We start from the raw sequence: 14,530 nt of genomic DNA, 5'->3' as shown, positions 1-14,530 counted from the left end.
CATGACTGTCCCCTTGCCCACATGCTGGAATCAGAATAGCCCTGGTGTGTAATGCCTTTCACCTTTTTACCCGTTGCGGTATCATACACGACCACGTGATAAGACGTATAATCAGGCCGGAAGTGATTGTTCATGGTAGTTTCGGCATGTTTCACCGCTATGTCGTACAGGTGTTTGCCACCTCCATTTTTGGATGCCCAGAAAAGCAATTCCAGGTTGATCATGTTATCCATGATGGTATTATGCCTCAAGGGATAATCTGCACCCGGCACCTGCCTGGGCCAGGAAAGAATGGTGCCTACCTTTGGATTATACAGTTTGGAGAGGGTATCTGCAGCACGCAGCAGAATGTTCTTGTATTCAGGATTGCCGGTCAGCCGGTAACCATTGCCGATGCTGCAAAACACCTGGAAGCCCAAATCATGGTCAATCGCAGAAGAATCCACCAGTGGAAAAAGTGCCCTTGAAAAGCTGTCTGCTTTTGCTTTCCACTGCTCCTCTTGGGTGTATTCGTATGCATACCACAGAATGCCGGGCCAAAAACCACTGGTCCAGTCGCGGTAGCTTACAAAGCGCCAGTCGGTTTTGCCATGTGCAATACTTCTGGGAATGTTGTTGTAATCTTTTAGGGTCGCAGCTGTTTTAGATACCTGCTGAACGGTGTAGTCCAGGTTATTGTCTTCATCAATATTGCTGGTTGCGGCACATCCAGCAATGATTGCAGCAATGGAAATAGCTGCACCTATGAATACTTTATTAATCATACTTTTAAATACGCACTAAAGGATACATAAAACTCAATTAGTTAAAACTCTTCCTGATTTTTTATGGTGTTTTGTGTTGATCTGTGGGTGTTATGGGAACGGATGAACTCCTGATGATCAGTGCCGTAGGCAAAACTTCAGTCTCTGTTTTTAATGCACCTTTTTCTCTATTCAGGCAGCTTATCAGCTTTTTTACTGTTCTTTCCGATAGTTTTTCAATAGGCTGTGCTATAGCTGTAATGGAAGGAGAAAACAAGCTAAAATGATCGTTATCATCAAAGCCTACCACTGAAATATCACCAGGTATGGTAAGCTCCAAATCAATGATAGCTTCCAGCCCAGGAATGGTGAGGTAGTTAGTTGCAAACAGCACGGCATCCAGTTCTTTATGCTCCAGCAGGAAATCTTTAATCTGTTTTACCGTATCATCTTGTGTTTGCCGAAAAGCAATCTTCTCAACAATAGATGGCAGTCCATGCTTTTTCACCGAGGCACAATAGCCAGCCAAGCGATCTTTCATCTGGCTTTGTTCAGAGTCGAGCGTTACCAGGCATATTTTCCTATACCCATTTGCGTGTAGATGTTCAATTGCCAAGCTGGCACCCCCGAAATTATCCACAACCACATTGATGGTGTTGAGGTTCGGAAAATATCGATCAAACAATACCACCGGTAAGCCTTCATCAATCAAGGTTGCTATTTCAGATTCAATACCAGGTGGGGGCGCTATAATGTAACCATCTACTTGTCTTTCCCGGAGTACATTGAGTAGCTCTTTTGTCTTCTCTGTATTATTTTCCGTGCTGGAAAAGAATATCTTGTAACCCAGTTTATATAAACTTTCTTCTACCTGCCGTGATATGCCTGAGAAGAAAGGATCGGAAATATCCTCTACCAGCATGCCTATGATCTTACTCTTTCCTGTACGTAAGCTCTTAGCAACCTGGTTGGGTTGATACCCTACTTCTGCCACATGATCCAGGATCCTTTTTTTCATTTCATCACTGATTCTTTTCTCCTCTGCCTTTCCGTTCAAGACGAACGAAACAGTGGTAGATGAAACATTCAACTGCCTCGCTATGTCATGAATGGAAACTTTTTTCTTTACAGTTTGGTTTCTCATGATCCGATCACGCAAAAAGCTTTAATATATTGATTCTTCAGACCATCCTGCATTTGTGCACGATCCGCCAAACAGCTGGACTCATATTTACCAGAAAATGCATTATCCACCAGGGATGCCTGTGGTGATCCTATGCAAGGAGAAATAGGAAATAACTGTATATGAATTTTAGTGTTTGGCATACAAATCCGTTAGATGTAGAACTGTACTGTGATTTTGTTTCTGCTATAAAGATATAGATAGCTAAATGGATTTAGCAAATATTTTTTCAAAATCTGCTAAATCGATTATTTGAATTGTTATACAATCATTTACTTATTATTTTAATTTTTAACAATTCTACATTCCGGTCCATATCTCAATCTGTCTGCCAAACTTAAATCCATATATTTCCAGATAGAATGTAATGGAGCTAATCGGACAGGACAGAATGAAATACAACTATGATGAGATCGACTCGTTTTTGATATTTTCTAAGCGCGCATTTAATTTTTTACCTGGTACGGCCAAAGAAGATTTCCTAACAATCAATTGGGTAGGCAATAGAATATTTTCTTCTTTACGAGGATTTTTACCTGAAGACTTTATTTTGTTCATTAGTTGCACCACTACTTCTTCTGCAATCTTTAGAACAGGTTGGGCAACAGCAGTTATAGGGGGAGAAAACAAACTGAAGTGTGTATTATCATCAAAACCAACGACAGCAATATTGCCAGGGATATTCAGTTTCAAGGAGGCAATAGCAACCAGGCCATCTATCGCCAGGTAATTGGTAGCAAACAGTAAAGCATCCATTGCCGGATTGTCCTGCAGAAATAACCTGACCTTTTCCTGGGTTGACTCATTTGGATTTCTGTAAGGCACTTTAAGCACTACTTTCTTTTGTTTCTTTTCCTTTATTGCCTTCAGATATCCATTGAGCCTGTCCTGCATTTGTGTTTGCTTAGATTCAAGGGTTACAAATCCAATCTGCTGATAACCATTCTCCTGCAAGTGCTGTACAGCACTATATGCACCGCCAAGGTTGTCAATGATCACATTTGTAGTTTTCACTTCGGGTAAAAAGCGGTCGAACTGGATCACGGGCACCTTTTCATGCAAAAGATCCTGCAGTTCTTCCTCGATTCCCGGTGGAGGCGCAATGATGTAACCATCCACCTGTCTCTCCCTGAAAACCCTGATCAGGGCTTTTGTTTTTTCTGTATCATTTTCCGTACTGGCAAAGAATATTTTATATCCATGTTCAAAAGCCTTTGTTTCTACGATCCTGGAAATGCTGGAAAAAAACGGATCTGAAATATCTTCCACCAGCATACATAAGATCATACTTTTCCCTGTACGAAGACTTTTGGCTAACTGGTTTGGCTGGTAACCCACTTTTTTTACATATTCCAGGACCTTGTACTGTAATTCCTTACTAATTCGGTTTTCTTCAGCTTTACCATTCAATACAAAAGAAACAGTAGTGGAGGAAACATTCAGTTGCTTCGCAATATCATGGATGGATGTCTTTTTTTTCATTTCCTGCTATCCTAAAACTATAAAAACACTACGATCTCACCAAGCTGAAATTGATTACCAGCGCACAACCGTGTAGCACAAGGTTTTAACATCTATGCCATAGTCTTTTGAAACAGAGAGCACTATTACTTTTTTAGAAAGTTTAAGTTTAGAAATCGGATCAGGAGGCAACTCATCCTTCAACAGACTTAGCTGGTTGTAGTAAAACAGTATTTCCCCCTTCCCTTTCCAAGTTTATATTGGTCCTTATTATTTCATTGCTCGTTATCCAGAACAATAACCAGTTACAGGTAAGAGGATATGAATACAAACAGAGTGACACTTCGATGCTCACCTATTTTTCCCTCCCAATATGTAAACTACAACCCCGCCAAGCACAACAATGCCCCCGACAATTGGAGGCCAGGTAATGGTTTTTGTTTCTTTGGCTGTTATGTCAATAACACCTGTATCAAGTACTTTTTTCTTTTGCTTATAGCTGAACCCTCCAATTGCAATCATTACTATTCCCAACAGTACTAGGGCAACCCCTGCTATTTTTAAAGTTTGCATTTTGTTATGGTTTTTCCACCTGCCCGGAAAGTGAACACGTTTCAGGCCCTAATGTTATGTAAGTAAGAAATATAGAAAAAGAGCTGTTCCAACCACAAAGATAGAAATGAAGCCTATCAATGAAATTCTAATCAAACTACGGCTGCCAACCATGAGCACGATACAGAACTTTACCAGTGTATTAGACAAGGCCGCAAGTAAAATCGTATAATAGCTAATGTGGAATTACTGTCATTATTTGCCATTTTAGCCATTGATAATGTGATGGCATCTACATCTGTAATACCAGAGATGGCCCCTGCTATATAAATACAGAGCCAAAAACAACGCCTTAACCCCAAGAACGATTTAGACATACCACTTGAAAGTATTTAAAAGCAATCTTTTACAAACCAAAACAATAATCGGCAGAGGTGGTCAAAGCTATCGGTATTTCCACTTTCTCACCTCTGACCAGTCGGCTTTATTTCTGAACTTTTTGAGCGGAAAGATGTATGTCCATCATATCCTTAACTTAGGTATGAGAAAATCAAAGAAGTTTGTTCACCCATTCACCTAATAAGCCCACTTTATGAGAAATCTACTCTTCCCTCCTATTCTATCCTGTCTCCTGGCAAGTACTTTAATCACACAGGGGCCACCTTCTAGACACTTAGCAGAAGAAAAAGACATCATCTCGCAACCTGAACTTGTAGCGGTCCTTCCTCGTATTGCCATTGCAGGACTGGCTATTGAATCGAGCACTTTTTCTCCTGCCCTTACCAACGAAGAAGCCTTTCAGGCCAAATATGCAGAGCAGGTATTCACTTCCTATCCTTTCCTGGCACCCGACTCCATACTTCGTAAAGCGGCCCAATGGATCCCCACTATCATCGGCAAGTCCTTACCAGGAGGAGCCGTAACCCGTGAGGCCTACGAAGCCCTGGTGACCAAAACACTGGATTCGCTAAAGAAGCATGCCCCTTATGATGGGCTGTTTTTTGATATTCATGGCGCTATGAGTGTCATAGGCCTGGATGATCCGGAAGGTGATTTCATCACCCGTATCCGGGAAGTAATTGGCACCAAAACCCTTATTTCCACCTCCATGGATCTGCATGGCAATGTGTCCCAAAAACTGGCAAAACATACTGATCTTATTACCTGCTACCGGATGGCACCGCATGAAGACGCCATGGAGACAAAGCGGAGGGCGGTTAAAAACCTACTGGATCGACTCCAAAGCGGTAAAGGAAAACCAGCCTACAAAGCCTGGATACCCATCCCGATCCTGCTGCCCGGGGAAATGACCAGCACCCGGATTGAACCAGCCAAAACCATTTACAAGGCCGTGGCTCCTGCAGCTGCCCAGGAAGGCATTATTGATGCAGCCATTTGGGTAGGATACGCCTGGGCCGATGAACCCCGCAATCATGCGGTGGTGATGGTGACGGGTGACAATAAAGAAAAAGTAATGAGCACGGCCACCAGGCTTGCAAAAAGCTTTTGGGATGCCCGTTTCGGCTTTTCCTTTGTTGCCCCTACCGGTAGCCTGGCTGAATGCCTAAACAAAGCGCTGGCCAGTAAAAAGCGGCCGTTTTTCATCTCTGACTCTGGTGATAATCCAACTGCGGGAGGAGCTGGTGATGTAACCTGGACCTTGCAGGAGATTCTGGCGCGTCCTGAGTTTAAATCTCCAGATGGCCCTTCTCTTATTTATGCCTCCATTCCAGGGCCGGATCTGGTGAAAAAAGCTTTAGAGGCAGGTGTGGGTAAATCAGTAGAAGGATATGTGGGTGCTAAAGTAGACGCCCGCTATGCACCTCCAATCCTTCTTTCCGGAATAGTGGAGTCTATAGTAAAGGGCGATATTAACGCAGAAGTGGAAGTAGTAGTGCGGGTAGGTAGTGTACACATAATTGTGACCCAGAAGCGCAAACCATATCATAAGGAAGCCGATTTTACCCGTCTTGGGCTACAACCCCGCACAAGCGATATTGTGGTAGTCAAGATTGGTTATTTAGAACCGGAGCTATACAATATGAAGGCAGACTGGCTACTGGCGCTAACCGTAGGCGGTGTAGATCAGAACCTGGATAGACTTCCTTACAAACGCATTCATCGCCCCATGTTTCCACTGGATAAAGACATGAAAGACCCGGATCTTTCTGCTCGACTGATTGTGGCTTCGGATCAATAGCATAATTTGATTTAAAAAGGCGCTTAGCTGCCGAGCACAACAAAGTAAATTGTACGCTTCAAAACAATAGCTAAAACGAACGAGATGAAATTAAGGATTTTCTTTTGCGGGCTGCTTGTGTTAAGTATTTTCTGTGCAATTGCACAAACAAAACAAACGAACAATAAGCTAGCTAAGGAATATCATGTATCCGTAACCGGTAATGATACCAATGAAGGTTCGGTAGGTAAACCTTTCCGCACCATCAATTATGCTGCCCAACAAGCAGTAGCCGGAGATACCATTACCGTTCATACTGGCACTTATAGGGAATGGGTGAATCCTAAGAATGGTGGCAGTAGCGATGCACGGCGTATTGTGTATCGAGCAGCGCCGGGCGAAAAAGCTGCGATCAAAGGTTCAGAAATCATCACAGGATGGAAGCAGGTACAGAAAGGGATCTGGAAAGTATCGCTGCCCAATTCTTTTTTTGGCGCTTACAATGCCTGTAATGACTTAGTGTATGGCGACTGGTGTGATAATTTCAGTAAAGTACATACAGCCGATCTGTTTATCAATGGAAAATCTTTATACGAAACCGACAGCCTTGAAAAGGTGACGAAACCTGTGCCATTTGAAAAAACAAGAGACAAAGAAGGTTCGCTTTATACCTGGCATTGTAAGGTGAACGCCGACAGTACCACTATTTTTGCTAATTTTCAAAGCCTAAATCCGAACAAAGCATTAACAGAGCTTAGCATACGCAAAACGGTTTTTTATCCCGAAAAAACAGGCATCAATTATCTCACCATACAGGGTTTCGATATTAGCCAGGCTGCTACACAATGGGCGGCGCCTACTGCTGAACAGATAGGTATGATTGCCACGCACTGGAACAAAGGATGGATCATTGAAAACAATATCATTCATGACTCAAAATCCTCCGGTATCACACTAGGCAAAGAAAAAGGTACCGGGCATAATGTATGGTCCAACGATCCCAGCTATGATGGCTCGCTGCATTATATTGAAGTTACATTTAGGGCCTTGAGAAATGGATGGAACAAAGAAAACATCGGCTCTCACATTGTAAGAAACAATACGATTTACAATTGCGAACAAACGGGTATCTGCGGCAGTTTTGGGGCGGCTTTTAGCACCATACAGCACAATCATATTTATAACATTCACCAGAAAAAACAATTTACTGGCGCCGAGCTGGCGGGCATCAAGCTCCATGCAGCTATTGATGTGGTGTTGGATAACAACCGCATTCATGATGTTGGCGCATTTGGCTACTGGATGGATTGGATGGCACAGGGCACACGGCTTACTAAAAATGTATTGTATCGCAACGACTGGCAGGATATGTTTTTTGAAGTGAACCACGGACCATTCTTAGTTGACAATAATATTATGCTTTCCAATCAAAGTATCGCCACGCAATCGGAAGGCGGAGCTTTTGTACACAATCTTATTACAGGTAGCATGATTATATGGTCGGATCCCAACCGCTTTACACCTTACCATTTGCCACACAGCACCGAAATAGCAGGAATGGCCACCGTAGCAGCTGGAGATGACCGCTATTACAATAATATATTTTTAGGCAAAGGCGCAGATTCGGTAAAATATCGGGGACAAAAATTTGGTATGCTTGTTTATAATAAAGACAGTACTAGCCCTAAAGTAAAATCGCATATGAATTTAAGCGACCACTGGCCCATCTGGATTAATCACAACGTTTATTACAACGAAGCTCTTCCGTGGAGTGAAGAAAAAGAGTATGTGCAAAAAAAACAGTTCAATCCTGATATTCAATTAATGGAAGAAGGCGACAAGGTATATCTTCAGTTTACAACGGATGAAAGCCTATCAAAATTAAACACTCAACAGATAACAACCGCTTTATTGGGGAAAACAAAATTGCCCAAAGCGTTTTATGAAAACCCTGATGGTACAGCGCTTCGTATCGATACCGATTTTTTAGGAAATAAAAGAGCAACCGAACATCCCTCACCTGGGCCTTTTGAAATTAAACAAAGCGGAAAACAAAAAATAAAAGTTTGGTAAAACAGCAACATTTTTTCAACCTGTTCAAGGCAGGTTAAAAAAACAAATGTGTTCAAAGAAATACACGATCAAAAATTAAACTGAAAATGAAACGAACTCTTATATTTTTATTTACTATACACAGTCTTTCTTCATTCGCACAAGACAAATTAGATGGCAAAACAACACTTCTTGCAAAAGACTACCATGCAAAAAAGAGAGAAATTATAAATGATTACGTTTTGGCTGCCTGGAATAAATTTAATTTTTGTCTAGGCATCTGAATTAAATGTAAGGCAGCGAAAACAAATCATTTACAAAAGAATCAGACAGAACAACAGAATAACAGGAGATAATTGAAAAGGGGATACCTGTCTCACAAATGCGATACCAGCAACCCTTATCGAAAACTGTTGAGAAATTAATTAACAGGATTATTATTTATGGGTAGTTTTTTTACCCAGCCACAATAAAGCATCAATAACCAACTTGCTTTGAGTTTTATTTTCAAAACTAAATGAAAGCTCTTTGTTTGTATGATTTTCATAATCTATATCATTATGTCCCATATTTATATAGATCATTTTATACTTTTTGTTTGTCCAGACAACCGGGTAATAACCACTGTACCAAATTTCATGTTGTTTTGGTCCTGTACCCAAGGGAAAACTTGTAGTATCAATCGATAAAAGTATCTGTATATCAGAATTTTTAGTCAAGTCATTTTGCCAACGGTACCATTCATTTGGGGCAGAAGTAAACAAGGCAGGTAGGTTTTTTGTTGCAGGGTGATCTGGAGCTTCGTTCTTCAAATTAGCAGATGTCGGACGCCAGGTATTGCTGCCATATTGACCAGATCCGAGAAATTGGTTATGATACCAATCCCAGTTTTGCGGATAAGTTGAAGGTGTCAGTGCAAAGGCACAAAAATGAAATCCCATCCAGGCACCACCGTTTTCCATGTATTTTTCAAAGGCTAATCTTTGGGGTAAAGAATCTGGCCGGGTATCTAAAAATATGACCACCTGGTAATTGGAAAGAAAGCCTGTATTCAGGTTATTCCAATTTTGAGTTGAATCATATTGAAAACCATACCTGGCACTCATTTCAGAGAACCACCTATTGGCTTCATGCACAAAACTTATATGTGCCTGGTCGTTTTTAGCAGCATAAAAAGCTATGACTTTAAATACCGATCGCTTGTTTTGTGCATTAATATTGAAACTAAAACAAAAAACCAAAGCAAAGTATAATGATGTCCTGATGAATTTTAGCATAAACTTTCTAGTTGAATCCAATAAGATATTATAATAGAAGGCACAAGTATTTATTGAAACTAATCCTTCCCAATTGGCATAACCAGGAAATTACCCAAGTCACCATAACAGCCAACACCACTCAATTGTGTAAATGCAAATCCCTATATGCTATTATGCTCATAACTATAACCGGAACCATTATCTCCACCCAGGAGTTTTTGAGGATATTTCTATTGACACGCTGCTGCCTTCAAACCCCTCTTTCCGGGGAAGGGGGATAATGATCCTTGTTTTATTTCTGTTTGCATCATAGGTTGCTCCTTGACCAGAATACATTCCGGATAACTCCAACACATAATCGTCCAGTTTTTGAACAGGATCTTCCACAGTAATTTTCAATTTCCCGTTTCCAGTTCTTTCCATCATCATTAGCCCACCATTTAGACTGTGGATTTCCAGTGTGCCAAAACTTACGGAATCAGGAGCATAAAATACAGCCTGGCAAATAGATTCAGTATTGTCTGTTACTGCCTGGCATTGTGTAGTATTAGAAAGCACTTTTATTGCTGGTTGCTGAACAAAATCGGTCAATTGCTTTTTAGCAATGCCAGGCAAAATACAATAAGCATAAGAAGCATTCTCCGGTTTATGGCCATGCTCGATGAACAGGTTGAAAACCCTTCCTGAATCAGGAATATCTTTATAAAAATCGGCGATCAGCGCCCAGTTTCCTTTTTGAAGCTGATTGTTTAAATGAAGCTTTGCAGGCTGCAACAGGTAGTAACCGACTTTGTTATGATAAACAGCTTTTATCTTATCGTCGACCAGTTCAGCATCTTTACTGAGTATTCTTTCTCCCTTGCTATTGGATGCCAGGTAAGTTACTGGCCCTTTCAAAAGGGGTTGGTTCAGTGAAGTATAGACAGGAAAATTATACGAGGTAGAAATACCTGCTCCTAAACATGTAATTACTCCACGAATAAAAAAATAAGATTTATAAGCAGTTAAACCGTCATGCTTTACGATCATGGCTTCAGCACCTGAAATACCATCACTTACTCCACCCACAAAGCCGGATCTTTGTGAGCTATAATCAACCGTCGCTTGCACTCCATCCTGCGCTGTAAGGCCAGGCAAACGTCTCCAATTCCAGATAGGAAAAATATTATTGTATTCATCTCCGTCTACAAGTATAGACATCACACCATCAGCCGAATAAAATCCCTGCAGATTTTCCCTATTGGTCATCTCCACTCCTTTTGTACGGTTGGAGTTCATGCGAACAGAGGCATACCATGAGGCCGTTCTGTGAATACCGTATTCAGACCGCCAGAAGTATTTGTGTCCCTCCAAAGTATTCTTTATATCCGGCCTCAAGAAGTTTTCTCTTATAAAACGGGAGAACTGATTTGCAAATATTGAATCTGTCCTTGTCATATTTGAAACTGCAACCAATAACACATATGGTTTTGATTTTTGGGCATTTTGGAAAACCTGGCGGGCACAGGCTCCTGCATCCATATTTCCTTTCCATACAGGCCATTGAATTCCCTGAAGCAAGTAATCTCTCAGGTATTTCATTATGGCAGCATCAAAGGCCAGGGATGTACCTGAAAAAATATTAGCCCAGTAAGCCATCGAACTGATAAAGGCAAGTCCATAATTGCCAAATTGTAACTGAGGTCCGTGCTGATGGTATGAATAGTCTGGCTGAAGCCCTTCCTGGATAGTAATATATATCTCTGATACAATAGAATCACGTGAACTAACCGCCAAGGGAAGATTGTCAGACAAAAGAGCATACATAACCGCATTCCCCGCATCCCAAACTTTGTTTTGCCCTGTAGCCCTATATACTTTCCGTTTCATCACCCGCTGCGCCTCAGCTTTCTCATCAGGATTCAGTTCATCCTTGAGCAACAAAAAACCTGGTCCCATATACATGGGAATTCCCACATCGTTATACCACCAGTTGGGACAAACCAATTTCTCCCTGAACCAATAATTCATTGCCTTGTGCAATGCCGCTGACAATTCTTTTGATAGATAATAAGCCGAAGTTGGCGTTTTATAAGATTTAGCCATCACCTGAAAACGAAGCGCATGTAGTTTAGGTGACCAGCTACTGTTACTTTTATCTGCATAATTGATATCGGGCCAGGAACCATCATCCTTTTGATTGCGTAAAATTTCTGATATATCATTGTCCGGACTGTTCACTTCCAGATAAAGCTTCAAATCATCAGCCCCACCGAAACGCCCTTTCTGAGACACATTTAAGAATTCCTCAATCAGCTCTTTCTGGTCTGTTTTCTGAAGTAAGGTGGTTGCATTCAGATTACGGATCAACTGATCGATCACAACCTGTTGTGCTTCCAAATTAATAAAAGATAAAAGAACGATGAATAAGGAGATATATTTTTTAGAAATCATGATTTATTTTATTACCAGTTCTATTTCTTTTCCTGGGCAAAAAGCCAATCCCAAACTTTAGGGTCATTATAAGTGGGTGTCAATGCGCCATGACCAATACCTGGATATTCTGTGTATTTCGGGTACCCTCCTGCATCTGTAATACCCTTCACCATGTTTCTTAATCGCTGACCAGGCACTGTTGGATCCTCATTGCCATGAAAAACCCACATTGAGGTAACAAAAATAAAGGTTCTACTTTTCAGTTGAACCTTTATTTTTGAATGATAATCAAGGATTTACAACAAGACAACAGGCGTAAGGAGAATCTTATCGGAGACCTGCACTTCAGCATGTTACTAAAGAAGCTGTCCATTGCAGCCTCGCAGGCATTACGTCATTAATCCTAGGCGGCTTTCTTTTGCTTTATCATTTTTGCTTTAGGATGCACCAGCTTCATTTCCTGTACCAGGTGTGATGCGCCTGCATATTTATCAATGATGAATAATATATACCGCGCATCTACCATTATGTTGCGGCAAATAGAAGCGTCATAATTAATATCACTCATTGTACCTTCCCACACACGGTCGAAATTGAGGCCAATCAAATTGCCAGACGCATCCAGCACAGGGCTGCCTGAGTTGCCGCCCGTAGTATGGTTAGAAGCAATAAAACACACAGGCATTTTTCCATTAACACCATATATGCCATAATCCTTTTTTTGATACAGGTCTATGAGTTTGGCAGGCACATCAAATTCGTAATCTCCTGGTATATACTTCTCCATTACCCCATCCAAATAAGTATAGTAGTTATAAGCAATGGCATCCTTAGGATTGTACCCCCCCACATTACCATAAGTGATACGCAATGTGGAGTTGGCATCAGGATAAAACTTTTTATTTGTAAATACTTCCATTTGCGCTTGCATGTAAGTCCTTTGTTGCAGATCAAGTTGGTTTTGCAAGGTTTTAAGCGGTTCCGCGTTATTTTTCGTGTAAGCTTCTTGTAAGAAGAATAAAGATACAAATGCGGGATCAGCTTTGGCTTTGCTCACAGCTTCGCTAACCGGCAGTTTTATCCATTCGTTGAATTTGCTTTCGTTCGCAAATATGGAGTTTGCATATACCAATTCTATATTATTGTCTAGTTGTTGGTCCTGGAGTTCGTGTTGGTGAATACCCTGGAGTAAAGCGTGGGCTGGCATTTTTTTCAAATAATACCGCATTACTTCCCTGCACACTTCTTTATCCACTTTGGCATCGTAATTTTTATAAAAGGCTTTTGCTACACTGGCAAGACTTGCGGTAACCTCGCTTTGCTTTGGCGTGTTATAAGCGTTCACAAAACCAATTACCTGGTTGCAAATGCTAAACAATTCAATGGCCCGGGTGGTTTCGTTGTAGATGTCACGTGCCAGTGCATATTGCTCAATGCTGGCATAAGTTTTCTCCAGTTCACTTAACACATTCCCGTATTTTTCATTGAGGATGCTTTTACCACTGATGCGTTGTACAAATGAAGCTTCATAGCTTTTCTTTTTAGCAATGGCATTCGATTTGCTAAGCCCAAGGTTTTCACCCATCCATTTCTTCCATGCATTGGCCATCGATGCATATTTCGCTGCATACTGAATTTTTGTTTGCTCATTACTGCGCATATAGCTGTCCCAAATTTTCAAGGTTTTGGTTCTGATATCAATTTTGGCCGGGTTCAGCACATTCAACGTTTGGGCTATAGCAACTGAAGGCAAATACTCCTGCGTGCGGCCGGGAAAGCCAAACACCATGGTAAAATCATTTTTCGCTACACCATCCAATGAAATGGATAAGGCATGTTTGGGCTTGTAGGGAACGTTATTGGGAGAATATGCTGCAGGCCGGTTGTTTTGATCAGCGTAGATCCTGAAAATGGAAAAATCGCCTGTATGACGCGGCCACATCCAGTTGTCGGTATCGCTGCCAAATTTCCCTATGGAAGAAGGCGGTGCACCCACAAGGCGCACGTCTTTAAAAGTTTCCGTAACAAATAGGTAATATTTGTTACCATCGAAAAATGCCCGGACAAACGACTCCTGCCATGCTTCCTTTTTTACAGTAGTCGTCAGCTCATTAATGTTGCTTTGAATTAAAAGCTGGCGTTCACTTTCGGGCATATCTTTTCTTACATTTTTTGTAGCCATGCTGGTAACATCATCAATACGCACGATAAAAGTGGCTGTCAGTCCTTCATTGGGCAATTCTTCCTTTTTACTCATCGCCCAGAAACCTGCATCCAGGTAATTGTTTTGAAGTGAGGAGTGCTTCTGAATGGCACTGTAGCCACAGTGGTGGTTGGTGAGCAATAAACCCTGGTCTGAAATGACTTCGGCCGTACAGAAACCGCCAAAGCTTACAATGGCATCTTTAAGGCTTGCTTTGTTGATATTATAAATGTCTTTTGCTGAAAGCTTGCATCCTTTTGCTTTCATTTCGTTTTCATTCAGTTGCTCCAAAAGTTGTGGCAGCCACATGCCCTCATTGGCAAAGCTTCGGCCTATAAAACAAATGGTAAGAAGTAAAACAAACAAGGGTTTCAGATTTTTCATATTGATGATAATTATGGGAAGGCCGCCAAATTAAGGAAATACTGCTTCAATTATTTACCAGGCATGTATTCATTATAATAATTTCATCCTAAAATTCAA

General features: G+C 41.2%; 10 protein-coding genes and 1 pseudogene. 2 read left to right on the top strand and 9 right to left on the bottom strand.

Annotated elements, in window-relative coordinates:
- The 5 genes and pseudogenes from OCK74_RS26555 to OCK74_RS26535 form a co-directional block, all read right to left on the bottom strand.
- A pseudogene (locus OCK74_RS26555) lies at nt 1-764 on the bottom strand (glycoside hydrolase family 88 protein); the annotation flags it as partial.
- A gap of 61 nt (nt 765-825) precedes the next feature.
- Nucleotides 826-1,887 carry a LacI family DNA-binding transcriptional regulator gene (locus tag OCK74_RS26550; protein WP_279300150.1) on the bottom strand — a complete coding sequence of 354 codons (1,062 nt, stop codon included), beginning with the start codon at nt 1,885-1,887 and terminating at the stop codon, nt 826-828.
- The gene (locus OCK74_RS26545; protein WP_279300149.1) at nt 1,884-2,069 is read right to left on the bottom strand and encodes a hypothetical protein; all 186 of its coding nucleotides are present in this window, start codon (nt 2,067-2,069) and stop codon (nt 1,884-1,886) included. Before OCK74_RS26545 ends, OCK74_RS26550 begins: the two co-directional genes overlap by 4 nt.
- Nucleotides 2,070-2,328: 259 nt before the next feature.
- Nucleotides 2,329-3,408, bottom strand: a complete 1,080-nt coding sequence (locus OCK74_RS26540; protein ID WP_279300148.1) for a LacI family DNA-binding transcriptional regulator — start codon at nt 3,406-3,408, stop codon at nt 2,329-2,331.
- Nucleotides 3,409-3,738: 330 nt separating this feature from the next.
- On the bottom strand, nt 3,739-3,960 hold the full coding sequence (locus OCK74_RS26535) for a hypothetical protein (RefSeq protein WP_279300147.1): 222 nt from the start codon (nt 3,958-3,960) through the stop codon (nt 3,739-3,741).
- 571 nt (nt 3,961-4,531) lie between these two features.
- On the opposite strand from OCK74_RS26535, the gene OCK74_RS26530 reads away from it, so the two are divergent.
- Together OCK74_RS26530 and OCK74_RS26525 are read left to right on the top strand one after the other, a co-directional pair.
- Nucleotides 4,532-6,139 (top strand): M81 family metallopeptidase, encoded by a 1,608-nt coding sequence (locus OCK74_RS26530; protein WP_279300146.1) that lies wholly within the window; start codon nt 4,532-4,534, stop codon nt 6,137-6,139.
- An 84-nt stretch (nt 6,140-6,223) separates the two neighbouring features.
- Nucleotides 6,224-8,191 carry a right-handed parallel beta-helix repeat-containing protein gene (locus OCK74_RS26525; protein ID WP_279300145.1) on the top strand — a complete coding sequence of 656 codons (1,968 nt, stop codon included), beginning with the start codon at nt 6,224-6,226 and terminating at the stop codon, nt 8,189-8,191.
- A gap of 416 nt (nt 8,192-8,607) precedes the next feature.
- Here the strand turns inward: OCK74_RS26525 and OCK74_RS26520 are convergent, their stop codons facing one another.
- The 4 genes from OCK74_RS26520 to OCK74_RS26505 form a co-directional block, all read right to left on the bottom strand.
- On the bottom strand, nt 8,608-9,447 hold the full coding sequence (locus tag OCK74_RS26520) for a ThuA domain-containing protein (protein WP_279300144.1): 840 nt from the start codon (nt 9,445-9,447) through the stop codon (nt 8,608-8,610).
- A 180-nt stretch (nt 9,448-9,627) separates the two neighbouring features.
- Entirely contained in the window at nt 9,628-11,862 is a 2,235-nt protein-coding gene (locus OCK74_RS26515) for a polysaccharide lyase family 8 super-sandwich domain-containing protein (protein ID WP_279300143.1), read from the bottom strand.
- Between the two features lie 20 nt (nt 11,863-11,882).
- Nucleotides 11,883-12,074 carry a hypothetical protein gene (locus OCK74_RS26510; protein ID WP_279300142.1) on the bottom strand — a complete coding sequence of 64 codons (192 nt, stop codon included), beginning with the start codon at nt 12,072-12,074 and terminating at the stop codon, nt 11,883-11,885.
- 173 nt (nt 12,075-12,247) lie between these two features.
- Nucleotides 12,248-14,431 carry a S46 family peptidase gene (locus OCK74_RS26505; protein WP_279300141.1) on the bottom strand — a complete coding sequence of 728 codons (2,184 nt, stop codon included), beginning with the start codon at nt 14,429-14,431 and terminating at the stop codon, nt 12,248-12,250.
- Nucleotides 14,432-14,530: the final 99 nt, after the last annotated feature.

Origin of the sequence: Paraflavisolibacter caeni (assembly GCF_025628885.1) — a bacterium.
Lineage (GTDB): Bacteria > Bacteroidota > Bacteroidia > Chitinophagales > Chitinophagaceae > Flavisolibacter > Flavisolibacter caeni.
The sequence above is the reverse complement of the archived record's forward strand: the minus strand, read 5'-3'. Positions and strand labels throughout refer to the sequence as shown.